A 24,334-nucleotide genomic window follows, 5' to 3' on the forward strand; every position below is an offset into this window, starting at 1 on the left:
GTGTCGATGCAAATGGCCAGCCCTTGGGCTGGCCATTTTCTTTTGCGGCTTTACTACATCATCCGGCCCATTAATTTAAATTGTTAACAATTTAAATGTTTGCTATTGTTGTCGCATCGAATGGATCGCTAACCCAAGGAGTCTGTCATGGCCGCTTCCCTGTATGACCTTTCCGCCCCGCGTATCGATGGCAAGCAAACCTCTCTGAGCGAGTTCAAGGACAAGGTGATGCTGATCGTCAATACGGCAAGCAAGTGCGGGTTCACGCCGCAATATGAAGGCCTGGAAAAGCTGTACGAACAGTACAAGGACCAGGGCCTGGTGGTGCTGGGTTTTCCGTGCAACCAGTTCGGCTCGCAAGAGCCCGGCAACGAGAGCGAGATTGCCGAGTTCTGCCAGCTCAACTATGGCGTGTCGTTTCCGATGTTCGCCAAGATCGACGTGAACGGCGACGATACGCACCCGATTTACAAACACTTGAAGGGCGAGGCAAAGGGTATCCTTGGGACCGAAGGTATCAAGTGGAACTTCACCAAATTCCTCGTCGATCGCCGCGGCCAGGTGGTGGACCGCTACGCGCCGACCACCAAGCCCGAAGAGCTTGCGAAAGAGGTTGAGAAGCTGCTGTGAGCGAATGCCAAAAACCAGCGCCGAGCGGGCTGGATGGCAGTGACGGCCTGCTGCTGGACCAGCAGCTATGCTTTGCCCTGTACGCCGCGTCACGTGCAGTGGTGCAGTCCTACCAGCCGTACCTCGAGCCGCTGCAACTGACCTACCCGCAGTACCTGGTGATGCTGGTGCTGTGGGAAGGCGACGGGGTGACGGTCAAGGCGATCGGCGAGCGCCTGTTCCTCGATTCGGGGACGTTGACGCCGCTGCTCAAGCGCCTTGAAGCGAGCGGTTTCGTTAGCCGCACCCGTAGCGGGCTGGACGAGCGCCAGGTGCTGATCCATCTGACCACCACAGGCAAGGCGTTGCGCGAGCAGGCCGTCGCCATGCGAGGGCAGATGCAATGTGATTTCGAGGCCCAACTCGGCGAGGCCGCCGGGATGAGGGAGCAGCTGCAGAAATTGCTGGGGCAGCTGCGAAATCTGAAGGCCGGTGTTTAGATTTGAAATTTGCCGTTTGTTAAGGTAAAATTGCTGGAAATTCAACGCATACCGACGGGATAGGCCCTTTGCCTATCCCGTTTTGTTACGCCCATCTTACGGAGGGGTCTGGCGTTGGCATCCCGGCTGGTCGAGGTTGATCCGGTGTCCGCGGTTGCGAAGCCTGTTCCCGATGTAATGCACATTCTTCAGGAGCCGCTGGTGTCTCAATTCAAGTCTGCACTGCTCGCGCTAGCCGACGGCACATTGTTCCACGGGATTTCCATTGGTAGCGATGGCCACACGATCGGTGAAGTGGTCTTCAACACGGCGATGACCGGCTACCAGGAAATCCTGACCGATCCATCCTACTACAAGCAACTGGTCACGCTGACCTACCCGCACATCGGGAACGTCGGCGTCAACCCGGAAGACGCCGAGTCGCGCCAGGTGTTCGCCTCCGGCCTGATCATTCGCGATTTGCCGATGCTGCACTCCAACTGGCGTAGCGAGCAGTCGCTGTCGGATTATCTGAAGGCGAATAACGTCGTCGCGATCGCCGATATCGATACCCGCAAGCTGACCCGCATCCTGCGTGAAAAGGGTGCCCAGCCTGGTTGTATCATCACCGGCGACAATATCGATGCGGCCAAGGCCGTCGAGTTGGCCAAGAGCTTCGGCTCGATGGCGGGCCTCGATCTGGCTAAGGTGGTGTCGTGCAGCGAGCCCTACGACTGGCACACCAAGGAGTGGAAACTCGGCGAAGGATACACCGAGCAGACCGCACCGAAATACAACGTCGTCGCCTTCGATTATGGCGTCAAGCACAACATCCTGCGCATGCTGGCCGAGCGCGGCTGCAAGCTGACCGTGCTGCCGGCTACCGCAACGGTGGAGCAGGCGCTGGCGCTGAATCCGGACGGGGTCTTCCTGTCCAACGGCCCGGGCGACCCGGAGCCTTGCGATTACGCGATCAAGGCGATTCAGACGCTGCTCGACAAGAACATCCCGATCTTCGGTATCTGTCTTGGCCACCAGCTGCTCGGCCTGGCCAGCGGCGGCAAGACCAGCAAGATGAAGTTTGGCCACCATGGCGCCAACCATCCGGTGCAGGATCTCGACACCAAGCAGGTCATGATCACCAGCCAGAACCACGGTTTCCAGGTCGACGAAGCCAGCCTGCCAGCCAATGTGCGCATCACGCATCGCTCGCTGTTCGATGGCACGGTGCAAGGCATCGCGCTCACCGACAAGCCGGCCTACAGCTTCCAGGGACACCCGGAAGCGAGCCCCGGCCCGCACGACGTGGCCTACCTGTTCGATAAATTCATCAAGCTGATGGCTGAACGCAAGTAACGAGGACTCACAATGCCAAAACGGACAGACATCAAGAGCATTCTCATCATTGGCGCCGGCCCGATCGTCATCGGCCAGGCCTGCGAATTCGACTACTCCGGCGCCCAGGCCTGCAAGGCGCTGCGCGAAGAGGGTTACAAGGTCATCCTGGTCAATTCGAACCCGGCCACGATCATGACCGACCCGAACATGGCCGACGTCACCTACATCGAGCCCATCACCTGGCAGATGGTCGAGAAGATCATCGAGAAGGAGCGCCCTGACGCGATCCTGCCGACCATGGGCGGCCAGACTGCGCTGAACTGCGCACTGGACCTGTGGCGCCATGGCGTGCTCGAACGTTACAAGGTCGAGCTGATCGGTGCGCAGCCGGAAGCCATCGACAAGGCGGAGGATCGCGGCAAGTTCAAGCTGGCGATGGAAAAAATCGGCCTGTCGTGCCCGAAGTCGTTCATTGCCCACACGATGGAAGAGGCGCTGGCTGGCCAGCTCGAAGTCGGCTTCCCGACCCTGATCCGTCCGTCGTTCACGATGGGTGGCTCGGGCGGCGGTATCGCCTACAACAAGGAAGAGTTCCTGGCGATCTGTACGCGTGGCTTCGAGGCCTCGCCGACGCACGAGCTGCTGATCGAGCAATCGGTGCTCGGCTGGAAAGAATACGAGATGGAGGTCGTGCGCGACCGTGCCGACAACTGCATCATCATCTGCTCGATCGAGAACTTCGACGCGATGGGTGTGCACACCGGCGACTCGATCACCGTTGCGCCGGCGCAGACGTTGACCGACAAGGAATACCAGATCATGCGCAATGCCTCGCTGGCAGTGCTGCGTGAGATTGGCGTCGATACCGGTGGTTCCAACGTTCAGTTCGCGATCAATCCGGCCAACGGCGAGATGATCGTGATCGAGATGAACCCGCGCGTGTCGCGTTCCTCGGCGCTGGCATCGAAGGCTACCGGTTTCCCGATCGCCAAGGTTGCGGCCAAGCTGGCAGTAGGCTTCACACTTGACGAGCTGAAGAACGACATCACCGGCGGCAAGACCCCGGCCTCGTTCGAGCCGTCGATCGACTACGTCGTTACCAAGATTCCGAAGTTCGCCTTCGAGAAGTTCCCGCAAGCCAACGATCGCCTGACCACGCAGATGAAGTCGGTCGGCGAGGTGATGGCGATCGGCCGCAGCTTCCAGGAGTCGCTGCAAAAGGCCTTGCGTGGCCTCGAAACCGGCCACTATGGTCTCGATGAAGTCACGACGGATCTGGAAAAGATCGAAACCGAACTGGCTGATCCGGGGCCGGAGCGCATCTGGTACATCGCCGATGCCTTCCGCGCGGGCATGACGCTTGAGCAGGTGCATGAGCTGACCAAGATCGATGTCTGGTTCCTGATCCAGATCCAGGACATCGTCAACGAAGAGCAAGCGCTCAAGGACATGAAGATCGGCGAGGTTGATCGTGCCACCATGCGTCGCCTGAAGCGCAAGGGCTTCTCCGATCGCCGCATCTCGACACTACTCGGCGAGCATCAAAGCAATGTGCGCAACAAGCGTTGGGAGCTGGGCGTGCGCCCGGTCTACAAGCGCGTCGATACCTGCGCGGCCGAATTCTCGACCAACACAGCCTATATGTACTCGACCTATGAGGAAGAGTGCGAGTCGCAGCCGACCGACCGCAAGAAGATCATCGTCCTCGGTGGCGGCCCGAACCGCATCGGCCAGGGCATCGAGTTCGACTACTGCTGCGTGCATGCGGCACTCGGCCTGAAGGACGACGGCTACGAGACCATCATGGTCAACTGCAACCCGGAAACCGTCTCCACCGACTACGACACGGCCGACCGCCTGTACTTCGAGCCGCTGACGCTCGAAGACGTACTGGAAATCGTCCACATCGAGAAGCCGGTTGGCGTGATCGTCCAGTATGGCGGCCAAACCCCGCTGAAGCTGGCGAAGCCACTCGAAGCCAACGGCGTGCCCATCATCGGTACGACGCCGGACATGATCGATGCGGCCGAAGACCGCGAGCGCTTCCAGAAGCTGCTGCAGGAGCTTGGCCTGCGCCAGCCGCCGAACCGCACCGCGCGTACGCCCGGTGAGGCGATCTTGCTGGCCCAGGAAATCGGCTACCCTCTGGTTGTTCGTCCGTCCTACGTACTGGGCGGCCGTGCAATGGAAATCGTGCATCAGCAGTCTGACCTCGAGCGCTACATGCGTGAGGCCGTGAAGGTATCGAACGACAGCCCGGTGCTGCTCGATCGCTTCCTCAACGATGCGATCGAAGTCGATGTGGATGCGATCAGCGACGGCGAGCGCGTCATGATCGGCGGCATCATGGAGCACATCGAGCAAGCTGGCGTGCACTCCGGCGACTCCGCCTGCTCGCTGCCACCGTACAGCCTTGGCAAGGAGGTTCAGGACGAGCTGCGCCGCCAGACTGTCGCGATGGCCAAGGCGCTTCGCGTCGTCGGCCTGATGAATGTTCAGTTCGCGATCCAGAATGGCGACGTCTATGTGCTTGAGGTGAACCCGCGTGCTTCGCGTACAGTGCCGTACGTATCGAAGGCGACCAGCCTGCCGCTGGCCAAGATCGCTGCGCGCTGCATGGCCGGCATCAGCCTCGATGCTCAGGGCGTCGAGGGGGAGGTGATTCCGCCTTACTACTCGGTGAAGGAAGCCGTCTTCCCGTTCATCAAGTTCCCTGGTGTCGATTCGATCCTCGGGCCGGAAATGAAGTCCACCGGCGAGGTGATGGGGGTCGGTGCGACGTTTGCCGAAGCCTTCGTCAAGTCGCAGCTGGCCGCGTCGATCAAGCTGCCGACCAGTGGCAATGTGTTCATCAGCGTCAAGCAGCAGGATAAGGCCGGTGTGGTCGAGGTTGCGCGCAACCTGCATCAGCTGGGCTTTGGCCTGTTTGCGACCAAGGGTACGGCCGCGGCGATTGCCGAAGCCGGTATCCCGGTGACTGCCGTCAACAAGGTCAATGAAGGCCGTCCCAACATCGTCGACCAGATCAAGAACGGTGAGATCCAGATGGTGTTCAACACCGTTGAGGAAAAGCGTTCGGCGATCCAGGACAGCTACTACATCCGCCACGCGGCGCAGCAGGCCCGCCTGACGATCTACACCACGCTGGCCGGCGCGCGTGCCGCAACCATTGGCATGGCCCACATGGCCGAGCTGCAGGTGTACGACGTGCAAAGTCTGCACCAACAAATCGCCGCTAGCCGGTAAACTATTGTCATCAATGTGCAGGGCCGCCGTTTTGGATGACGGCGGCCTGTTCTTTTGCTATTGGAGTGAATACGAATGAACAAGATCCCGCTGACCGTGAGAGGCGCGGAGCTTTTGAAGGAAGAGCTGCATCGCCTGAAAACCATCGAGCGTCCAAACGTGATTGCAGCGATCGCCGAAGCGCGCTCGCACGGCGACCTGTCGGAAAATGCCGAGTACGACGCGGCCAAGGAGCGTCAGGGCTTTATCGAGGGGCGCATTGCCGAGGTGGAGGGCAAGGTTTCCAACGCCCAGATCATCGATCCTACCCTGATCGACGCTGATGGCCGCATCGTATTTGGTGCAACCGTTGACCTCGAAGACCTCGAGAGCAGCGATCAGGTGACTTACCAGATCGTCGGCGACGATGAGGCTGACATCAAGCAGGGGAAAATCTCGATCAGCTCTCCGATCGCGCGTGCCCTGATCGGCAAATATGCGGGTGATGTCGCCGAAGTGTTGGCGCCAGGCGGAATTCGCGAATACGAAGTGCTGGACGTCAAATACATTTAACGTGCGGATTTGGGCGACATATAGATGAGTTTTCCTGACGCATTGCGCAATATCACCCTGACCTTATGGGTGGGCGGGCTCTGGATTGTTGGCGCCATGGTGGCACCGATGCTGTTTCATGTATTGCCCAACCCACTTGCCGGCACCGTCGCCGGCCATTTGTTCGTCGCCATGGCGTGGATTGGCATCGTCTGTGGTTTGTATCTGCTGTTTCACGCCTTGTTCACGACTGGTTTTGGCGGCATGAAGCAGGGCGGCTTCTGGATCGTCATCCTGATGTTGCTGCTGACGGCCTTGAATCACTTTGCCATCCATCCGTGGATCACGCAGTTGAAGCAACAGGCCGGCAACGTCGCCGAGGGCCTGTTTGGCGGCGGTTTTGCTACGGCCCATGCAATTTCTAGTCTGATCTATTTTGGTGAGTGCTTGCTGGGTCTGGCCCTTGTCACTAAGCCAAATTGATCAATGAAAAAGGGCAGCCTCTGTGCTGCCCTTTGATTGCCTTTGCCAGCTGGAAATCAGCGCTTGCTGCTGATCCGGCGTTTGGTGTTGCCACCGGGGCGACCGGTCACGATGGGTTTGGCGGCTTTTTTCTTGGTGGGGTTTTCCACCTTGGCCGGAACCGGTTTGGCTGGTTTGATCTTGCCGTCGGGCAATTCGATTTTCGGTTCGTTGCCGGGGCGATACACTACCAGCAGTTTGCCGATGTGCTGAACCGGAGCGCAGTCGAGGTCGCTGCAAATTTGCTGCATCAAGGCTTCGCGTGCATCCCGGTCGTCGCCAAGCACGCGTACCTTGACCAGCTCATGGGCGTCCAGGCTGCGTGCCAGCTCGCGAATAACCGCTTCGGTGAGACCGTTGTTGCCGATCATCACCGTCGGGTTCAGGTGGTGAGCTTCGGCGCGCAGAAAACGGCGCTGGATCGGCGTCAATTCGATCATTGTTAACCCTCTGAAAAACCACGTATTGTAACTCATGAAGCCAAGCAGAACCAGTAAGGCGTGGATGCGCGAACACCTCAACGATCCTTATGTGCAAATGGCGCAGAAGGATGGCTACCGCTCACGTGCAGCATATAAGTTGCTGGAAATTGCCGACAAAGACCATCTGATCAAGCCGGGCATGGTTGTGGTCGACCTTGGCGCGGCGCCTGGAAGCTGGTCGCAGATCGCCGCGCAGAAGGTGGGCAAGCATGGCCACGTGTTCGCGCTCGACATCCTGCCGATGGATCCACTGGCGGGCGTGACCTTCCTGCAGGGGGATTTCCGCGAGGAGTCCGTGCTGCGCGAGTTCGAGTCCCTGCTTCAAGGGCGCCAGGTCGATCTTGTAATCTCGGACATCGCCCCCAATATGGCTGGTAATGCCATGATGGATATGCCCCGCAGCCTGCATCTGATCGAGCTTGCGCTCGATTTTGCCCAGCATCACCTGAAACCCGGCGGCAATTACTTGGTCAAAGCGTTCCAAGGTAGTGGTTACCCCGAGTATCTGGCTTTGCTGAAGGGCACGTTCAAGCAGGTGTTGACACGCAAACCGAAGGCCTCGCGTGACCGCAGCAACGAAATTTACCTGCTGGGGAAGGATAAACTTGCCCAATTTGACGCGGTTTTCGAGGGCGGTGAGGCCCCCGACGATTACTGACAGCCCTGAGCAGAGGGTTTAGAATCAAAGCAGATTTGTGCCTCGCACACGCAATGTAAGGAGTGAACGTGAATAACATTGGCAAGAACATCGCAATTTGGCTCATCATCGGCCTCGTGCTGATGACGGTGTTCAACCAATTCAGCAAACGCCATGAATCCCAGAGCCAGATGGCTTATTCCGAGTTTATCGAGGAAGTGCGTGGCGGGCGTGTGCAGTCGGTGGAGATCGAGGGCAATCCCCTGCGCGGTCAGATGTTGACCGGCAAGCGTGCGGATGGCACCTCGTTTTCGACTCTGGCCCCGTATGATCCTGGTCTGGTGGGGGATCTGCTGAAGAACAATGTCCGTTTCGGTGCCAAGCCCGAGCAGGAACAATCCTTCCTGATGCAGGTGTTTATCTCCTGGTTCCCGATGCTGCTGTTGATCGGTGTGTGGATTTTCTTCATGCGCCAGATGCAGGGGGGCGGCAAGGGGGGGGCGTTTTCCTTTGGAAAGAGCCGTGCCCGCATGCTGGAAGAGTCGAGCAACCCCATCCTCTTTGCCGATGTCGCCGGGTGTGACGAAGCCAAAGAAGAGGTATCGGAGATCGTCGAGTTCCTGCGTGATCCAAGCAAGTTCCAGCGCCTGGGTGGCCGCATTCCTCGTGGCGTGCTGCTCGTTGGTTCGCCGGGTACCGGCAAGACCTTGCTGGCCAAAGCGATCGCAGGCGAAGCCAAGGTACCGTTCTTCTCGATTTCCGGCTCCGATTTCGTCGAGATGTTTGTCGGTGTTGGCGCGGCCCGTGTTCGCGACATGTTTGAGCAAGCCAAGAAGAATGCACCCTGCATCATCTTCATCGACGAAATCGATGCGGTAGGTCGCCAGCGCGGCGCTGGCCTGGGTGGTGGCAATGATGAGCGTGAACAAACTCTTAACCAGTTGCTGGTGGAGATGGATGGTTTTGAAGCCAACTCCGGCATCATCGTTGTCGCGGCAACGAACCGTCCTGACGTGTTGGACCCAGCCCTGCAGCGTCCGGGCCGCTTCGACCGCCAGGTTATCGTGCCGCTGCCGGATATCCGTGGCCGCGAGCAGATTCTTGGCGTTCACATGCGCAAGGTGCCGATCGCTGCTGATGTTCGTGCAGATGTGATCGCGCGCGGCACGCCGGGCTTCTCCGGGGCGGATCTGGCCAATCTGGTCAACGAGGCTGCGTTGTTTGCCGCCCGCCAGAACAAGCGCCTGGTCGATATGGACGATTTCGAGCGAGCCAAGGACAAGGTCATGATGGGTGCCGAGCGGCGCACCATGGTGATGAGTGAAGAGGAACGCAAGAATACGGCCTACCACGAGTCCGGTCATGCGGTTGTGGCCAAGCTGTTGCCGAAGTCCGATCCTGTGCACAAGGTCACGATCATCCCGCGCGGCCGTGCGTTGGGTGTGACCATGCAGCTGCCGGAGCAGGATCGCTTCAGCTATGACCGTGACTATATGCTGCAGCAAATCTCGATCCTGTTTGGTGGCCGTATTGCCGAAGAGGTTTTCATGAACCAGATGACGACGGGTGCTTCGAACGATTTCGAACGTGCCACTCGCCTGGCGCGGGATATGGTGACTCGCTACGGTATGTCAGACGAGCTTGGCCCGATGGTTTATGGCGACAACGAGCAGGAGGTGTTCCTTGGCCGTTCGGTAACGACGCACAAGAACCTGTCCGAAGCCACGATGCAGAAGGTCGATGGCGAGATTCGCCGTATTATCGACGCCCAGTACCACTTGGCGCGCAGCCTGCTGGAACAGAATCGCGACAAGGTAGAGGCGATGACCAAAGCCTTGCTGGAATGGGAAACCATCGATGCCGAGCAGATCGAAGACATCATGGCGGGTCGCCCACCGCGCCCACCGCGTCAGCCATCGAAACCCGTGCCGCCAACCGACACAACTCCTTCTGCGCCAGCACCTTCTGTAACGCCGGCACAAGAAGTCTAAGCGCCACCTGCCAAAGAAACCGACCTCAAGGTCGGTTTCTTTCTCTGCGCGGCGTTCATCCTTTCACATGCTTGCTTCGTGTATGTCCCAACTCCCTGTCTCCTTGCAACTTGGCCGCTATCTTTTTGCCTTGAAACGCCCGCTGATCATGGGGATTGTCAACGTCACGCCAGATTCGTTCTCCGATGGCGGGCGCTACAACGATGCCGATCAGGCATTGGCACATGCGGAGTGCCTGATTGCCGAAGGTGCCGATATGCTGGATGTTGGCGGGGAGTCGACACGACCCAATGCACCGACCGTCAGCGTGCAAGAGGAGATCGACCGTGTCGCACCTGTGCTGGAGCGGTTGATCCCTCTCGGGCTGCCCGTGTCCATCGATACGCGCAAGACGTCCGTGATGGCCGAGGCCATCCGACTCGGCGTGGATATGGTGAACGATATCGGCGCGCTGGAGGCGGAGGGAGCTCTGGCAGTAGTGGCGGCCTCCGAGGTCGCCGTGTGCCTCATGCACAAACAGGGCAATCCTGATTCCATGCAGGAAGAACCCAGGTATGTAGACGTGGTGCAGGAGGTGGGTGCTTATCTGAATGCTAGAATGGCAACTGCGGAGGCGGCAGGTATTGCCTTGAACCGCATCGTTGTGGACCCAGGCTTCGGTTTTGGAAAAAGTGTGGCTCACAACATAGACTTACTCAAACACTTGTCGGTGTTTGCGCAACTTGGCTCCCCGCTGCTGGTGGGACTGTCCCGCAAGTCGATGCTCGGCGCATTGACCGGCGCGCCGGTCGGAGAGCGTGTGCATGCCAGCGTTGCGGCAACTTTACTGGCCGTGCAGCGTGGCGCAAAGATCGTTCGGGTGCATGATGTGAAAGCCACGCGTGATGCGTTGACAATTTTGAATGCGATTGAAGAATGACGAGAAAATACTTCGGTACCGATGGCGTGCGTGGACGAGTAGGTGAGGAGCCTATTACCCCAGATTTCGTGATGAGGCTTGGCTATGCAGCTGGCCGTGTCCTTGCCACGGCGGATCGTCGATTGCGCCCGGAGCAGCGCCCGACGGTACTCATCGGCAAGGATACGCGTATCTCCGGCTATATGCTGGAATCCGCGCTCGAAGCGGGTTTCTCGGCCGCCGGCGTTGATGTGGTCCTGATCGGCCCGATGCCGACCCCCGGTATCGCCTATCTGACGCGGGCCTTGCGCTTGCAGGCTGGGGTGGTCATCAGCGCATCGCACAATCCCTATGAAGATAATGGGATCAAATTCTTTGCTGCCGGCGGCGTCAAATTGCCGGATAAGGTCGAGCGTGCGATCGAAGCGGCACTCGACGAGCCCATGATCTGCGTGCCATCCGATCAACTCGGACGGGCGCGCCGTATGGAGGATGCCGCTGGGCGCTATATCGAATTCTGCAAGAGTACTTTCCCGGCTGACCTGGATCTACGTGGCCTCAAGCTGGTTGTGGATTGTGCGCATGGCGCGAGTTATGTGATCGCTCCTCATGTGTTCCACGAGCTTGGTGCCGATGTGGTCGTGATCGGCAATCAGCCCGACGGCACCAATATCAACGATGGCGTCGGCGCGACCAGCACATCGGCGTTGCAGCAGGCCGTTGTCGAGCACCAGGCCCACCTGGGGATTGCCCTGGACGGCGATGGTGACCGTCTGATCATGGTCGACGGTGACGGCACCTCCTATGATGGTGACAAGCTGTTGTACCTGATTGCCAAGCACCGGCAGCGCCTTGGCTTGCTGGATGGCGGGGTAGTTGGCACGGTGATGACGAATCTCGGTGTGGAGCATGCTTTTTCCCGGCTCAATATCCCGTTTTCGCGGGCAGCGGTTGGTGACCGCTACGTACTCGAAATGTTGCGGGAGAGAGGGTGGCTGCTCGGTGGTGAGAGCTCGGGACATTTGATTTGCCTCGACAAGCATACGACCGGCGATGGCATCGTCTCAGCGCTCCAGGTGTTGCACTCGCTGCGAGCCCATCGTAGCGTCATTTCCCTCGGGGAGGCGACCAAGGAGCTAACGCTATACCCGCAAGTACTGATCAATGTGCGCGTGCCAAAGGGCTTCGATCATCGCGGCTCGCTGCCCGTGCAGGCGGCATTGGTCGAGGCCGAGTGCGAGTTGAAGGATTCTGGACGTGTGGTGTTGCGTGCTTCCGGCACCGAGCCGGTCATTCGGGTCATGCTGGAGGGCAAGAGCGCCGATAAGATTAAGCGCTGGGCCGAGCGTATCGCAGATGTCGTGGAAAAGGCTGCCGGTGTCTGACTTGGTATACTGATGTGAAAAGGGCCGGTTAACCGGCCCTTTTTATGTACAACAGGCAATAGCCATAATTAGCCGAACTTGCCTGTGATGTAGTCTTCCGTGGCTTTTTTCTTCGGTGTCGTGAAGATCGCGTCGGTCTCGCCAAATTCGATCAGCTCGCCCAGGTACATGTAGGCGGTGTAATCCGAAACGCGCGCTGCCTGCTGCATATTGTGCGTGACGATGACAATCGTGTAGTCGCTCTTGAGTTCGTGTATCAACTCTTCAATGTGTGCGGTCGAAATCGGGTCGAGTGCAGACGTTGGTTCGTCTAGCAGTAGCACTTCTGGCTTCACCGCTATGGCACGCGCAATGCACAGGCGCTGTTGTTGCCCACCGGACAGGCCGTTGCCACTTTGTCTCAGCTTGTTCTTCGCTTCTTCCCACAGCGCGGCCTTGCGCAGTGCCCATTCCACGCGGTCGTCCATATCGTTTTTGCTGAGCTTCTCGTACAGCTTCACGCCAAAGGCGATGTTGTCGTAGATCGACATCGGGAACGGCGTTGGCTTCTGAAACACCATGCCGATACGGGCGCGCAACAGATTCAGATCGACACCCTTGTCCAGGATGTTTTGCCCGTGGAGGGAGATTTCGCCTTCGGCGCGCAGTTTCGGATACAGCTCATACATTCGGTTCAAGGTGCGGAGCAGCGTGGATTTGCCGCAACCGGAAGGCCCGATGAAAGCCGTCACCTTGGCTTCCGGTATTTCCATATTGATGTTTTTGAGGGCATGGAAATTGCCGTAGTAGAAATTCAGGTTACGGATCGACAGCTTGCTGCCGCTTTGAGTTTGCTGAGTCATTTCAAATTCTCTGCGCATGATGGGCGATCAATTCGTTTGTTGGCGGAAGAGCGAGCGAGCGATGATGTTGAGCGTCAATACGCTGACGGTGATCAGCAGTGCACCGCCCCAGGCCAGGGACTGCCAGTCTTCGTATGGGCTCATGGCGAACTGGAAGATGACGACAGGGAGGTTGGCCATGGGCGCGTTCATATTGGCGTTCCAGAACTGGTTATTCAGCGCGGTGAACAGCAACGGTGCCGTTTCGCCACTGATACGGGCCACGGCCAGCAGTATCCCGGTCAAAATGCCTGCTCGAGAGGCGCGCAGCGTAACAAAGGTGATGACCTTCCAGCGGGGGGTTCCAAGTGCCGCCGCAGCTTCACGCAGGCTGTTGGGCACCAGTCGCAACATGTTTTCGGTGGTGCGCACTACGACCGGTACCACGATCAGGCTCAATGCGATGGCGCCGGCCCAGCCCGAAAAGTGGCCAATCTGTGCAACGTAGATCTCGTACACAAAGAGACCGATCACGATCGACGGTGCAGACAACAAAATGTCGTTGATGAAGCGGGTTACCGGCGCCAGCCAGCCACGTTCGCCGAACTCCGCGAGATAGGTGCCGGCGAGAATGCCGATCGGTGTGCCAATCGCCGTGCCAACGACCGCCATCATCAGGCTGCCGGCGATCGCATTCAGCAATCCACCCGATGAGCCCGGTGGCGGGGTCATCTGCGTGAACAGGGCGGAAGACAGGGCGCTGAAGCCGTGCTGGAACAGGGTTGCCAGGATCCAGACGAGCCAGAACAGGCCAAACGCCATGGTACAGATCGACATGATCAGGTTGAAATAATTGACCAGCTTGCGTCTGCGGTAAATTGATTGATTCATGGTGCCGCTCCTTACGACGACTGGCCTTCACCCTTCTTGAGCTGCAGCAGAAGCAGCTTGGAGAAGGACAATACGATGAAGGTGATGATGAACAGGATGAGCCCCAGCTCGATCAATGCCGAGGTGTATAGATCGCCCACTGCCTCGGTAAATTCGTTGGCAAGCGCCGAGGCAATGCTGTTGCCGGGCATGAACAGCGATGTGCTGAAGTCGTGTGCGTTACCGATCACAAAGGTGACGGCCATCGTCTCTCCCAACGCTCGACCGAGGCCGAGCATAATGCCGCCGATGGCACCCGTCTTGGTGTAGGGCAGCACGACGTTGCGCACGACTTCCCAGGTCGTGGCGCCGAGGCCGTAGGCCGATTCCTTGAGCATGGGCGGCACAATCTCAAATACGTCGCGCATCACCGAGGTGATGAACGGAATGACCATGATCGCCAGGATCAGCCCTGCCGTGAACATGCCAATCCCCATGGGCGGGCCGCTAAAAAACTGGCCGATTACCGGAAGGGGGCCAATATGCGCGTTCACCCAAGGCTGGATGTTCTGCGAAAAAAACGGCGCAAACACAAAAAGCCCCCACATGCCATAAATGATCGAGGGGATGCCGGCGAGCAGTTCGACGGCAATGCCGAGTGGCCGCTTCAGCCAGGCTGGTGATAGCTCGGTCAGAAAGACCGCAATGCCAAAACTGACTGGAATGCCAATCAGCAGGGCGATTGCCGATGTAACGAGTGTGCCGTAAATCGGAATCAACGAGCCAAATTGCTGGGAGACAGGGTCCCACTCCGCGGAGGTCAGGAATTTGAAGCCGAACGCCTTGATCGCAGGCATGGCGCCGTAACAGAGCGACACGATGATGCCAGCCAGCACCGCCAACACCAAAAATGCGAAGAAGCGGGTGATATGGCGGAACAGCTCGTCGTAAAACTGCCCTTGCGATCTGGGTGTGGTGCTAACGGTTTGGCGCGAGGAGGAGGGCGTCAACGCGGCAGTGGGGTCGTGCATCATTTGGCCTCGTTTACCAAATTGCTGTAAGACGACGGAAGGGGCCCGAGGCCCCTTTCGTCATGGATCGAGGAATGCGACAGGCCGATATATCCGCTTGCGGATTGACATACCTGTCGCATTGAACGGCGCTTAGTATAGCGCTTTACCCGCAGCGTCCTTGACTTGGTTCTTCCATGCGTTGCGCACGAGCTTCACAACGCTATCGGGCAGCGGGATGTAGTCGAGTTGCAGGGCCAGCTGGTCGCCGTTTGCATAGGCCCAGTCGAAGAACTTCAGCACTTCCTTGCCGCTTTCCGGCTTGTCTTGTGCCTTATGCACCAGGATGAAGGTGGCGCCGGTAATCGGCCAGCTGTTCTTGCCCGGCTCGTTGGTCAGAATCTCGTAGAAACCCTCGGCCTTTTCCCAGTCTGCCTGTGCGGCAGCGGACTTGAAGCTTTCTTCGCTCGGCGCGACATATTGGCCGTCACGGTTCTGCAGTTGGGTAAACGCCATCTTGTTTTGCAGTGCGTAGGCATACTCGACGTAGCCGATCGAGCCCGGGGTCAGCTTGACGTAGTTGGCTACGCCCTCGTTACCCTTGCCACCGATGCCGGAGGGCCACTTGACCGACGCTTCTTCGCCAACCTTTTCCTTCCATTCCGCGCTGACCTTGGAGAGGTAGTTGGTGAAAATGAAGGTGGTGCCAGAGCCGTCCGAACGATGGACGACGGTGATGTTCTGGTCAGGCAGCTTGACGCCGGCGTTGGTGGCGGCAATCTTCGGATCATTCCATTTTGTGACCTTGCCGAGGAAGATGTCGGCCAGCACTGCTGGCGACAGCTTGATCTGGCCTGCGGCAACGCCTTGCACATTGATGACTGGGACAACGCCACCCATCACTGTCGGGAACTGCATCAAGCCGCTTTCGGCCAGTTCCTTGGGGGTCAGTGGCTTATCCGATGCACCAAAGTCGACCGTCTTAGCCTTGATCTGCTTGATGCCACCGCCAGAACCGATCGACTGGTAATTCATGCCGATGCCGGTCTTGTTCTTATAAGCTTCGGCCCACTTTGCATACAGAGGGTAAGGGAAGGTGGCACCGGCGCCGGTGATGTCGGCGGCCAGAGCGCTCGGGGCATGGAAGGCGGCTACAGAAATGGACGCAGCAATCAGGCCGCGGGCGAATGTGGCTTTCATTAACGACTCCAAAGCAGACAAATTCATTGTAAAAACAAGACTTGGTGGATCCAGCGGAGCACATATTAGGTTAGGAAGATTGCAGAAATATTACAAATGGACGCCGTTGCCATCGCGGTTGCAGGTTTGACGCTATTTCCGCGGTGGGCGTATAATCTCGAGGCTTTGCAGATCGGGGGCGGGCGCCTTGTCTCAGAAACTCGTTGTAGGTAATTGGAAAATGTTTGGCAGTCGCGCAATGGCGGCTGAGCTCCTGCAATTGCTGCGGGACGCCAATCTTCCGAGCGTTGTCTGTCCTCCATATCCCTATTTGCTGATGGCCGCTGATTTGCTGGCCGGCTCTGCTGTCAAGGTGGGGGCGCAGGATCTCGAGTACAGGGATGAAGGCGCATACACCGGTGAGGTGTCCGGCCCCATGCTTCGAGATGTCGGTTGCTCTCACGTGATCGTTGGCCACTCCGAGCGCCGCGCGCTGTATGGTGAGAACGATGCGTTGGTCGTGGAGAAGGTGCGTGCTGCGCTGCGTCATGGCTTGACGCCGGTCGTGTGCGTGGGTGAGCACCTGGAGCAGCGTCAGCGTGGGCTTGCCAAGCGCGTAGTGCTTGATCAATTGAATGCTGTGATCAATGGTATTGGCGCGGAGTCCTTTGCTCGGGTGTTGGTGGCCTATGAGCCTGTCTGGGCTATTGGGTCGGGTGTTGCTGCGACACTCGATGATGTGGCCGAGATGCATGTTGCGATGCGGGCCGCATTGCGCGATGCGAATTGTGATGGTGTCGCCTTGCTCTATGGCGGCAGCGTTAAGCCAGATAACGCTGGGCAGCTGTTGTCCCTGCACGCGGTTGACGGGGTCCTGGTTGGTGGGGCGTCACTTGTCGCCGACTCCTTTTTGCGAATTTGCAGTGCAGCAAAGTGATTGGATACAATAAATGGAAATTTTGAAGACGGTAGTGCAGATCATCAATGTGTTGGCTGCGCTGGGTTTGATTGTTCTCGTGCTGATGCAGCATGGCAAGGGTGCGGACATGGGGGCCGCATTTGGTAGCGGCGCATCAGGCAGCTTGTTTGGCGCATCCGGTTCTGCCAACTTCCTGAGCCGTTCTACTGCCGTGCTTGCGCTGGTCTTCTTTGTGTCCTGCCTCGGCTTGGTGTCGCTTGATGCCAAGAAATCAGGCGCACTCGGGGTGATGGGGGGGCATGTAACAGCTCCTGTTGCACCGTCCTCTACTGGAGCGCCCCAGCCTAAACCGGCTGGAATTCCTGACTAGAATAATTTGCCGACATGGTGAAATTGGTGGGCACACTATCTTGAGGGGGTAGTGGGGCGACCCGTGTGAGTTCGAGTCTCACTGTCGGCACCAGGTTTTTGAAATCAGACGTGGCCGTCTGATTTGCTCTACAAAGATAAAAACATGATCAGGGGTGTGCCCATCCTTGGTGGCTATTGATGCGGTTGTGGAGTGCAAATGCTGCAAAACTATTTCCCTATACTGTTGTTCGTCGTGGTTGGCTTGCTGGTTGGGGTTGGACCAATTTTTCTGGGCTGGATATTGTCGACCAGTCGTCCGGACGCCGAAAAGCTGTCGCCATATGAGTGTGGCTTTGAGGCGTTTGAAGATGCGCGGATGAAGTTCGATGTCCGTTACTACCTCATTGCCATCCTGTTCATTATTTTCGATCTGGAGACCGCCTTCCTCCTGCCGTGGGGTGTGGCGCTGAAGGATCTGGGTATGCCCGGTCTGATCACCATGGTCGTGTTCCTGATCGAATTGGTTGTTGGCTTTGTTTATCTGTGGAAGAAGGGGGCGCTGGAATGGGAATAGAAGGCGTATTGGAAAAGGGCTTCGTCACTACTACGGCTGACAAGCTGATCAACTGGACGCGTACGGGTTCCCTCTGGCCGATGACCTTCGGTCTCGCTTGCTGTGCTGTTGAAATGATGCATGCCGGCGCAGCACGTTACGACCTTGATCGTTTTGGCATTGTATTTCGCCCGAGCCCGCGTCAATCCGATTTGATGATCGTTGCAGGCACCTTATGTAATAAGATGGCGCCCGCGTTGCGCAAGGTCTACGACCAAATGCCTGAGCCGCGCTGGGTTCTGTCGATGGGGTCCTGTGCCAATGGTGGTGGTTACTACCACTACTCATATTCCGTTGTTCGTGGCTGTGATCGCATCGTGCCGGTTGACGTGTATGTCCCGGGTTGCCCTCCGACGGCCGAGGCCTTGCTCTACGGCATCATTCAGCTGCAGAACAAGATTAAGCGAACCTATACGATCGCTCGTTGAGCAGGAATGAATATGGGGCAGAAGTTGGAAAAATTGAGCGCGGCCCTTGATGGCGCGTTGGCAGGAAAGCTGGTTTCCCGGGTTTCGCGCCTTGGCGAGTTGACTATCGTGATCAAGTCGGCTGACTGGCTGGTAGTGTCCACTGTGTTGCGTGATTCGTCTGAATTGGCCTTCGAGCAGTGTATCGATGTCTGTGGCGTCGATTATAGTGCCTATGGCGACGGTGCATGGGATGGCGCACGCTTTGCCGCCGTTTACCACCTGTTGTCCGTCAAGAATAATTGGCGTCTTCGCGTCCGCGTGTTTGCCGATGATGATGAAATGCCGGTGCTCGATTCCATGGTCATGACGTGGCCAGCGGTTAACTGGTTCGAGCGTGAGGCATTCGACCTTTACGGTATCGTCTTCCGTGGCCACCCGGATCTTCGTCGTATCCTCACTGACTATGGTTTTGTCGGTCACCCATTCCGCAAGGACTTCCCGTTGTCCGGTTACGTCGAAATGCGTTACGACCCGGAACAGCAGCGTGTGATCTATCAACCCGTCACCATCGAACCGCGCGAAATCGTTCCGCGCATCATCCGCGAGGAGAGCTACGGTGGCTGAAATCCGTAATTACACCCTCAACTTCGGCCCGCAGCACCCCGCTGCGCACGGTGTGTTGCGCTTGGTGCTCGAGCTCGATGGCGAAGTGATTGAGCGCGCCGATCCACATATCGGGCTGCTGCATCGCGGGACCGAGAAGCTCGCTGAGAACAAGACCTTCCTTCAGTCTGTTCCTTACATGGATCGCCTCGACTACGTGTCGATGATGTCCAACGAGCACGCGTACGTCATGGCGATCGAGAAATTGCTGCAACTCGATGTTCCGGTCCGTGCTCAGTACATCCGGGTGATGTTCGATGAGATTACCCGGATTCTGAATCATCTGTTGTGGATCGGAGCTCACGCGCTCGATATCGGCGCGATGACGATGTTCCTCTATGCGTTCCGTGAGCGTGAAGACCTGATGGACTGCTACGAGGCAGTGTCGGGTGCACGCATGCACGCAGCGTATTATCGTCCGGGCGGGGTCTATCGCGATCTGCCTGACTCGATGCCGCAGTACACCTTTTCCAAGCTCAAGAATGCGGCACAACTTGCCAAGCTGAACGAAAATCGTCAGGGTTCGCTGCTCGACTTCATTGATGATTTCGTGGCCCGTTTTCCGACGTGCGTGGACGAGTACGAGACGCTGCTGACCGACAACCGTATCTGGAAGCAACGTACTGTCGGGATTGGTGTTGTGTCGCCGGAGCGCGCATTGGCGCTTGGCTTCACCGGCGCCATGCTGCGTGGTTCCGGCATCGCGTGGGATTTGCGCAAGAAGCAGCCGTACGAGGTGTACGCCGATCTTGATTTTGATATTCCTGTCGGCGTCGAGGGTGATTGTTACGACCGTTATCTGGTGCGCATGGAAGAGATGCGCCAGTCCAATCGCATCATCAAGCAGTGTGTTGATTGGCTGCGCAAGAACCCGGGCCCCGTCATCACGGATAACCACAAGGTGGCGCCACCTTCCCGCCTCGATATGAAGACGAACATGGAAGAGCTGATTCACCACTTCAAACTGTTTACCGAGGGCATGCATGTGCCCGTAGGTGAGGCTTACGCGGCGGTGGAACATCCCAAGGGTGAGTTCGGCATTTACCTGGTGTCGGATGGGGCAAATAAGCCGTATCGCTTGAAAATTCGGGCTCCCGGCTATTCGCACCTTGCTGCGCTGGATGAAATGGCGCGTGGCCACATGATTGCGGATGCAGTGGCAATCATTGGGACGCAGGATATCGTATTTGGGGAGATTGACCGCTAATGCTGTCCGCTGAATCCCTCGCAAAAATTGACCGGGAAGTCGCCAAGTATCCGGCAGATCAGGCTCGATCCGCTGTGATGGGGGCATTGCGCATCGCTCAGGCCGAAAAGGGCTGGCTTGCAACCGAGACCATCGAGTTCGTTGCCAACTACATCGGTATCGCGCCTGTCGCGGCCTATGAGGTGGCGACCTTCTACAATATGTACGATCTGAAACCCGTCGGTCGGCACAAGTTGACGGTCTGTACCAATTTGCCCTGTGCCTTGTCCGGTGGCGTTGACGCCGGTGAGTACCTCAAGCAGAAGCTGGGCATCGCCTACGGTGAAACAACAGGCGACGGCAAGTTCACGCTGGTAGAAGGCGAGTGCATGGGGGCCTGTGGGGATGCTCCGGTGATGCTGCTCAACAATCACCAGATGTGCAGCTTCATGACCCATGAAGCCATTGATCAAAAGCTGGCGGAGTTGAAGTAAATGGCAGTCTTTGAAAGTGGTGTGATCTTTGAGGGTGTCGATACTCGCGATCCAAACTGCTGGACGCTGGATGCCTATCGCGCGCGCGGTGGCTATCAAGCGTTGACACGTATTCTGGAGTCGAAAGTGACTCAGGATGACGTGATTGCGGAGGTCAAGAGCTCTTCCTTGCGCGGCCGCGGTGGTGCTGGCTTTCCGACGGGATTGAAGTGGAGCTTCATGCCGCGCCAGTTCCCCGGCGATAAGTATGTTGTTTGTAATAGTGACGAAGGTGAGCCCGGGACATTCAAGGACCGCGACATCATGCGTTATAACCCGCACTCCCTGATCGAAGGAATGATCATCGCAGGCTATGCCATGGGGGCGAAGCGGGGCTACAACTACATTCACGGTGAAATTTTCGAAGTCTACGAACTGTTCGAGGCTGCGCTCGATGAAGCCCGTCAGGCGGGCTTGCTGGGCGATAATATTCTCGGCTCCGGATTCTCGTTCGACCTGTTTGCCCACCATGGCTACGGCGCATATATCTGTGGTGAAGAAACCGCATTGCTCGAGTCGTTGGAGGGGAAGAAGGGGCAACCGCGCTTCAAGCCGCCGTTCCCCGCGAGCTTCGGCCTCTACGGTAAGCCGACCACGATCAATAACACTGAATCGTTTGCTTCGGTACCGTTCATTATCAAGGACGGTGCTCAGAGGTTTCTCGAGCTGGGCAAGCCAAACAACGGCGGAACCAAGCTGTTCTCGGTGTCCGGTCATGTGACTCGGCCCGGTAACTACGAAATTCCCTTGGGCATGCCTTTTGCCCAGTTGTTGGAGATGGCTGGCGGCATGCGGGGCGGCAAGAAGCTCAAGGCCGTCATTCCCGGTGGTTCGTCGGCGCCGGTCCTGCCGGGTCAGGTCATGATGGACCTGACAATGGACTATGACAGCATCTCAAAAGCCGGGTCGATGCTTGGCTCCGGGGCTGTCATCGTGATGAATGAAGACGTGTGCATGGTCAAGGCGCTTGAGCGTTTAGCCTACTTCTATTACGAAGAGTCCTGTGGCCAATGTACCCCGTGTCGTGAGGGGACTGGCTGGCTGTATCGCGTCGTACACCGGATTGAAAACGGCCTCGGACATCCGGACGACCTGGATTTGCTGGATTCGGTCGGCAATAACATGGCGGGGCGCACAATCTGTGCGTTGGCAGATGCAGCCGTATTCCCGGTACGTAGTTTCACCAAGCACTTCCGCTCGGAGTTCGAGTATCACATCGAACACAAGAAGTGTCTGGTTGACCACAAATGGTGTTGATCCGGTAACCGGATCGTGCAACAGGTAGCTGATCGCTATGCTCGAAATCGAAATCGACGGTAACAAACTCACAGTGCCAGACGGCTCGACCGTCATGGAAGCGGCCAACTCGATTGGTACTTACATTCCGCACTTCTGCTATCACAAGAAACTGTCCATCGCAGCCAACTGCCGCATGTGCCTGGTTGAGGTTGAAAAGGCACCGAAGCCGTTGCCGGCCTGTGCGACGCCGGTCACGGATGGAATGAAGGTACATACCCATTCCACGCTGGCAAGCAAGGCGCAGAAGGGTGTGATGGAGTTCCTGCTGATCAATCACCCGCTGGATTGCCCAATCTGTGACCAGGGGGGCGAATGCCAGTTGCAGGACTTGGCTGTGGGTTACGGCAACAGTGCTTCGCGTTATCAGGAGGAGAAGCGCGTGGTCGTCAACAAGAACATGGGGCCGCTGATTTCGACCGACATGACGCGTTGCATACATTGCACGCGTTGTGTTCGCTTCACTGAAGAGATCGGCGGATTCCAGGAGATCGGGATGGCCAATCGCGGCGAGCATTCCGAGATCCTGCCGTTCATCAATAAGACCGTCGATTCCGAAATTTCCGGCAACGTCATTGATCTATGTCCGGTTGGCGCGTTGACCTCCAAGCCGTTCCGCTATAGTGCGCGGACTTGGGAGCTGTCGCGTCGCAAGTCGGTCAGCCCGCATGATGGCCTGGGCGCAAACCTGGTTGTTCAGGTCAAGCAGGGGCAGGTGATGCGCGTGCTGCCCCGTGAAAACGAATCCATCAACGAATGCTGGTTGGCTGACCGTGATCGCTTCTCTTACGAGGCGCTCAACTCCGAGCAGCGTTTGACCAAGCCTATGCTCAAGCATGGTGGGGTGTGGCAGGAGGTGGACTGGCAGACTGCGCTTGATTACGTTGTCCACGGCCTCAAGGATATCAAGCTGCGCCATGGCGCTGAGGCGATCGGCGCGCTGGCTACCCAGCACAGCACGCTCGAGGAACTCTACCTGTTGCAGCGCCTGGTCCGTGCACTTGGCAGCGGCAATATCGATACCCGTACTCGCCAGGCAGACTTCAGTGCAGATGGCAAGGAAAGCGGCATCGCGTGGCTGGGCCAGTCGATTGCGAGTTTGAGCACCAAAAATAGCGTGTTGCTCGTCGGCTCCAATGTTCGCAAGGAACAACCGCTCATCGCTGCACGGCTGCGTCATACGGTGAAAAAAGGTGGCCAGCTGTCGGTCATCAACCCGGTTGGGTATGACCTCCTGTGCAAGACGCATGAGCAATTCGTTGTCGCGCCATCCGAGTTTGTCGCCGTCTTGGCAGAAGTGCTTAAGGCTGCGTCGTCGCAACAGCAGCAAACGTTGCCTGCGGAGCTCAGTGCCCTGGTGGCGTCTGTGTCGGTGTCTGAGTGTGCGGCTCGTATCGCCGATAGTCTGGTCAAGGGTGAGGATGCTGCGATCCTGCTGGGACAACTGGCTCAACATCATCCCCAGTATTACACCATTCGCATGCTTGCCAACGCCATTGCAAGCGTTACCGGTGCGCAATGCGGCGAATTTGCTGAGGCGGCCAATACTGTCGGTGCCTCGCTGGCGGGCGCTCACCCGCTGCACGCGGAATTGCGTCGTGCTGGTGTCGTCGGTAAAAACGCAGGGCAGATGCTGGCTAGTCCGTTGAAGGCATATCTGTTGCTCAACACCGAAGTCGAACTGGACAGCAACAATTCGCAACAGGCCCTGGCGACGGTGAAGCAGGCCGATATGGTTGTCGTGTTCAGCGCATTCAAGCATCAAGCCCTGGACTATGCTGACGTGTTGTTGCCGATTGCTCCGTTCAGCGAAACTTCCGGGACCTTCGTCAACACCGAGGGTGTGGCTCAAAGCTTCAACGGTGTGGTCAAACCGCTAGGAGACACTCGTCCGGCATGGAAGGTCCTGCGCGTCCTGGGTAATCTGCTCGATGTTCCTGGCTTCGAGTTCAATTCCTCGGAAGAAATCAGAGATCAACTGTTGTCGATTGGTGAACCAGCGCTGCGCGAATTACTTGGAAATGGCGTTCAGTTCGAGGTGGCGGGTGCTCAGCCTGTAACAGGGTTGCAGCGCGTTGGTGAAGTGCCGATTTATCAGGCCGATGCATTGGTGCGCCGTGCTCCGTCCCTGCAACTCACCAAAGATGCGGCAACGCCTGTGGCGTCCTTGTCCTCTAATGATGCCGAGCGACTTGGCCTGAAGCAGGGGGATCGAGTCAAGGTCAAGCAGGGCGGCGTAACTGCCGAGTTGGCACTGAAAGTTGATGCGGCACAGGCAGAAGGAACCGTGCTGGTGCCGGCAGCCCATCCCTTGACCGCAGGCCTCGGCGAAATGTTCGGAACGATTGAAGTGGAGCGTGCCTGA

General features: G+C 57.8%; 24 protein-coding genes and 1 tRNA gene. 20 read left to right on the forward strand and 5 right to left on the reverse strand.

Features of this window, described 5'->3' with window-relative positions; all coding sequences use genetic code 11:
• Window positions 1-147 precede the first annotated feature (147 nt).
• The 6 genes from ABWL39_RS01880 (at window position 148) to ABWL39_RS01905 (ending at window position 6,686) form a co-directional block, all read left to right on the forward strand.
• Window positions 148-630, forward strand: coding sequence for a glutathione peroxidase (locus tag ABWL39_RS01880; protein WP_367786631.1), 483 nt, complete (start codon window positions 148-150; stop codon window positions 628-630).
• The gene (locus ABWL39_RS01885; RefSeq protein ID WP_367786632.1) at window positions 627-1,109 is read left to right on the forward strand and encodes a MarR family winged helix-turn-helix transcriptional regulator; all 483 of its coding nucleotides are present in this window, start codon (window positions 627-629) and stop codon (window positions 1,107-1,109) included. The genes ABWL39_RS01880 and ABWL39_RS01885 overlap by 4 nt, the downstream gene beginning before the upstream one ends.
• 177 nt (window positions 1,110-1,286) lie before the next feature.
• Entirely contained in the window at window positions 1,287-2,444 is a 1,158-nt protein-coding gene (carA, locus tag ABWL39_RS01890; RefSeq protein WP_367786634.1) for a glutamine-hydrolyzing carbamoyl-phosphate synthase small subunit, read from the forward strand.
• Between the two features lie 12 nt (window positions 2,445-2,456).
• Entirely contained in the window at window positions 2,457-5,672 is a 3,216-nt protein-coding gene (gene carB / locus ABWL39_RS01895; protein ID WP_367786635.1) for a carbamoyl-phosphate synthase large subunit, read from the forward strand.
• A gap of 75 nt (window positions 5,673-5,747) precedes the next feature.
• A complete protein-coding gene (gene greA / locus ABWL39_RS01900; RefSeq protein WP_367786636.1) occupies window positions 5,748-6,224 on the forward strand; it encodes a transcription elongation factor GreA in 477 nt (158 codons plus the stop codon).
• Window positions 6,225-6,248: 24 nt separating this feature from the next.
• Window positions 6,249-6,686 (forward strand): DUF4149 domain-containing protein, encoded by a 438-nt coding sequence (locus tag ABWL39_RS01905; protein WP_367786638.1) that lies wholly within the window; start codon window positions 6,249-6,251, stop codon window positions 6,684-6,686.
• A gap of 56 nt (window positions 6,687-6,742) precedes the next feature.
• Here the strand turns inward: ABWL39_RS01905 and yhbY are convergent, their stop codons facing one another.
• Window positions 6,743-7,165, reverse strand: a complete 423-nt coding sequence (yhbY, locus tag ABWL39_RS01910) for a ribosome assembly RNA-binding protein YhbY (RefSeq protein ID WP_367786640.1) — start codon at window positions 7,163-7,165, stop codon at window positions 6,743-6,745.
• 64 nt (window positions 7,166-7,229) lie between these two features.
• On the opposite strand from yhbY, the gene ABWL39_RS01915 reads away from it, so the two are divergent.
• The 4 genes from ABWL39_RS01915 (at window position 7,230) to glmM (ending at window position 12,118) form a co-directional block, all read left to right on the forward strand.
• Entirely contained in the window at window positions 7,230-7,865 is a 636-nt protein-coding gene (locus ABWL39_RS01915) for an RlmE family RNA methyltransferase (protein WP_367786642.1), read from the forward strand.
• A gap of 68 nt (window positions 7,866-7,933) precedes the next feature.
• Entirely contained in the window at window positions 7,934-9,835 is a 1,902-nt protein-coding gene (gene ftsH, locus ABWL39_RS01920) for an ATP-dependent zinc metalloprotease FtsH (protein ID WP_367786644.1), read from the forward strand.
• An 82-nt stretch (window positions 9,836-9,917) separates the two neighbouring features.
• Window positions 9,918-10,754 (forward strand): dihydropteroate synthase, encoded by an 837-nt coding sequence (gene folP / locus ABWL39_RS01925; RefSeq protein WP_367786645.1) that lies wholly within the window; start codon window positions 9,918-9,920, stop codon window positions 10,752-10,754.
• Window positions 10,751-12,118 carry a phosphoglucosamine mutase gene (gene glmM, locus ABWL39_RS01930; protein WP_367786647.1) on the forward strand — a complete coding sequence of 456 codons (1,368 nt, stop codon included), beginning with the start codon at window positions 10,751-10,753 and terminating at the stop codon, window positions 12,116-12,118. The genes folP and glmM overlap by 4 nt, the downstream gene beginning before the upstream one ends.
• 68 nt (window positions 12,119-12,186) lie before the next feature.
• On the opposite strand, the gene pstB is transcribed toward glmM, so the two are convergent.
• The 4 genes from pstB to pstS form a co-directional block, all read right to left on the reverse strand.
• Entirely contained in the window at window positions 12,187-12,960 is a 774-nt protein-coding gene (gene pstB, locus ABWL39_RS01935) for a phosphate ABC transporter ATP-binding protein PstB (protein WP_367786916.1), read from the reverse strand.
• 27 nt (window positions 12,961-12,987) lie between these two features.
• Window positions 12,988-13,830, reverse strand: coding sequence for a phosphate ABC transporter permease PstA (gene pstA / locus ABWL39_RS01940; protein WP_367786648.1), 843 nt, complete (start codon window positions 13,828-13,830; stop codon window positions 12,988-12,990).
• A gap of 11 nt (window positions 13,831-13,841) precedes the next feature.
• Complete coding sequence (gene pstC, locus ABWL39_RS01945; protein WP_367786649.1) at window positions 13,842-14,843, reverse strand: phosphate ABC transporter permease subunit PstC; 1,002 nt, start codon at window positions 14,841-14,843, stop codon at window positions 13,842-13,844.
• Between the two features lie 129 nt (window positions 14,844-14,972).
• Entirely contained in the window at window positions 14,973-16,019 is a 1,047-nt protein-coding gene (gene pstS, locus ABWL39_RS01950) for a phosphate ABC transporter substrate-binding protein PstS (protein WP_367786651.1), read from the reverse strand.
• A 187-nt stretch (window positions 16,020-16,206) separates the two neighbouring features.
• Here pstS and tpiA point away from each other — a divergent pair, with 187 nt between their 5' ends.
• The 10 genes from tpiA (at window position 16,207) to nuoG (ending at window position 24,334) form a co-directional block, all read left to right on the forward strand.
• The gene (gene tpiA / locus ABWL39_RS01955; RefSeq protein WP_367786653.1) at window positions 16,207-16,935 is read left to right on the forward strand and encodes a triose-phosphate isomerase; all 729 of its coding nucleotides are present in this window, start codon (window positions 16,207-16,209) and stop codon (window positions 16,933-16,935) included.
• A 13-nt stretch (window positions 16,936-16,948) separates the two neighbouring features.
• A complete protein-coding gene (gene secG / locus ABWL39_RS01960) occupies window positions 16,949-17,287 on the forward strand; it encodes a preprotein translocase subunit SecG (RefSeq protein ID WP_367786655.1) in 339 nt (112 codons plus the stop codon).
• A gap of 8 nt (window positions 17,288-17,295) precedes the next feature.
• Window positions 17,296-17,380, forward strand: a tRNA-Leu gene (locus ABWL39_RS01965).
• Between the two features lie 105 nt (window positions 17,381-17,485).
• The gene (locus ABWL39_RS01970; protein ID WP_367786657.1) at window positions 17,486-17,842 is read left to right on the forward strand and encodes an NADH-quinone oxidoreductase subunit A; all 357 of its coding nucleotides are present in this window, start codon (window positions 17,486-17,488) and stop codon (window positions 17,840-17,842) included.
• On the forward strand, window positions 17,833-18,309 hold the full coding sequence (locus ABWL39_RS01975; protein WP_367786659.1) for an NADH-quinone oxidoreductase subunit B family protein: 477 nt from the start codon (window positions 17,833-17,835) through the stop codon (window positions 18,307-18,309). The genes ABWL39_RS01970 and ABWL39_RS01975 overlap by 10 nt, the downstream gene beginning before the upstream one ends.
• A gap of 12 nt (window positions 18,310-18,321) precedes the next feature.
• Window positions 18,322-18,915, forward strand: coding sequence for an NADH-quinone oxidoreductase subunit C (locus tag ABWL39_RS01980; RefSeq protein ID WP_367786660.1), 594 nt, complete (start codon window positions 18,322-18,324; stop codon window positions 18,913-18,915).
• Complete coding sequence (locus tag ABWL39_RS01985) at window positions 18,908-20,161, forward strand: NADH-quinone oxidoreductase subunit D (protein WP_367786662.1); 1,254 nt, start codon at window positions 18,908-18,910, stop codon at window positions 20,159-20,161. The genes ABWL39_RS01980 and ABWL39_RS01985 overlap by 8 nt, the downstream gene beginning before the upstream one ends.
• The gene (gene nuoE / locus ABWL39_RS01990; RefSeq protein ID WP_367786664.1) at window positions 20,161-20,634 is read left to right on the forward strand and encodes an NADH-quinone oxidoreductase subunit NuoE; all 474 of its coding nucleotides are present in this window, start codon (window positions 20,161-20,163) and stop codon (window positions 20,632-20,634) included. Before ABWL39_RS01985 ends, nuoE begins: the two co-directional genes overlap by 1 nt.
• A complete protein-coding gene (nuoF, locus tag ABWL39_RS01995) occupies window positions 20,635-21,930 on the forward strand; it encodes an NADH-quinone oxidoreductase subunit NuoF (protein ID WP_367786666.1) in 1,296 nt (431 codons plus the stop codon).
• A gap of 37 nt (window positions 21,931-21,967) precedes the next feature.
• Window positions 21,968-24,334, forward strand: a complete 2,367-nt coding sequence (gene nuoG, locus ABWL39_RS02000; protein WP_367786668.1) for an NADH-quinone oxidoreductase subunit NuoG — start codon at window positions 21,968-21,970, stop codon at window positions 24,332-24,334.

Source organism: Chitinivorax sp. PXF-14 (assembly GCF_040812015.1).
In the GTDB taxonomy this organism is placed as follows: Bacteria; Pseudomonadota; Gammaproteobacteria; order Burkholderiales; family SCOH01; genus JBFNXJ01.

What these genes read in the sequence shown, in the direction of transcription:
- pstB (WP_367786916.1), bottom strand. Translation starts at nt 12,960, where the DNA reads ATGACTCAGCAAACTCAAAGCGGCAGCAAGCTGTCGATCCGTAACCTG.
- carA (WP_367786634.1), top strand. Translation starts at nt 1,287, where the DNA reads ATGCACATTCTTCAGGAGCCGCTGGTGTCTCAATTCAAGTCTGCACTG.
- pstS (WP_367786651.1), bottom strand. Translation starts at nt 16,019, where the DNA reads ATGAAAGCCACATTCGCCCGCGGCCTGATTGCTGCGTCCATTTCTGTA.
- ABWL39_RS01915 (WP_367786642.1), top strand. Translation starts at nt 7,230, where the DNA reads ATGCGCGAACACCTCAACGATCCTTATGTGCAAATGGCGCAGAAGGAT.
- nuoF (WP_367786666.1), top strand. Translation starts at nt 20,635, where the DNA reads ATGGCAGTCTTTGAAAGTGGTGTGATCTTTGAGGGTGTCGATACTCGC.
- secG (WP_367786655.1), top strand. Translation starts at nt 16,949, where the DNA reads ATGGAAATTTTGAAGACGGTAGTGCAGATCATCAATGTGTTGGCTGCG.
- ABWL39_RS01905 (WP_367786638.1), top strand. Translation starts at nt 6,249, where the DNA reads ATGAGTTTTCCTGACGCATTGCGCAATATCACCCTGACCTTATGGGTG.
- nuoE (WP_367786664.1), top strand. Translation starts at nt 20,161, where the DNA reads ATGCTGTCCGCTGAATCCCTCGCAAAAATTGACCGGGAAGTCGCCAAG.
- ABWL39_RS01880 (WP_367786631.1), top strand. Translation starts at nt 148, where the DNA reads ATGGCCGCTTCCCTGTATGACCTTTCCGCCCCGCGTATCGATGGCAAG.
- folP (WP_367786645.1), top strand. Translation starts at nt 9,918, where the DNA reads ATGTCCCAACTCCCTGTCTCCTTGCAACTTGGCCGCTATCTTTTTGCC.
- glmM (WP_367786647.1), top strand. Translation starts at nt 10,751, where the DNA reads ATGACGAGAAAATACTTCGGTACCGATGGCGTGCGTGGACGAGTAGGT.
- ABWL39_RS01975 (WP_367786659.1), top strand. Translation starts at nt 17,833, where the DNA reads ATGGGAATAGAAGGCGTATTGGAAAAGGGCTTCGTCACTACTACGGCT.
- pstC (WP_367786649.1), bottom strand. Translation starts at nt 14,843, where the DNA reads ATGATGCACGACCCCACTGCCGCGTTGACGCCCTCCTCCTCGCGCCAA.
- nuoG (WP_367786668.1), top strand. Translation starts at nt 21,968, where the DNA reads ATGCTCGAAATCGAAATCGACGGTAACAAACTCACAGTGCCAGACGGC.
- ABWL39_RS01970 (WP_367786657.1), top strand. Translation starts at nt 17,486, where the DNA reads ATGCTGCAAAACTATTTCCCTATACTGTTGTTCGTCGTGGTTGGCTTG.
- yhbY (WP_367786640.1), bottom strand. Translation starts at nt 7,165, where the DNA reads ATGATCGAATTGACGCCGATCCAGCGCCGTTTTCTGCGCGCCGAAGCT.
- ABWL39_RS01980 (WP_367786660.1), top strand. Translation starts at nt 18,322, where the DNA reads ATGGGGCAGAAGTTGGAAAAATTGAGCGCGGCCCTTGATGGCGCGTTG.
- pstA (WP_367786648.1), bottom strand. Translation starts at nt 13,830, where the DNA reads ATGAATCAATCAATTTACCGCAGACGCAAGCTGGTCAATTATTTCAAC.
- carB (WP_367786635.1), top strand. Translation starts at nt 2,457, where the DNA reads ATGCCAAAACGGACAGACATCAAGAGCATTCTCATCATTGGCGCCGGC.
- greA (WP_367786636.1), top strand. Translation starts at nt 5,748, where the DNA reads ATGAACAAGATCCCGCTGACCGTGAGAGGCGCGGAGCTTTTGAAGGAA.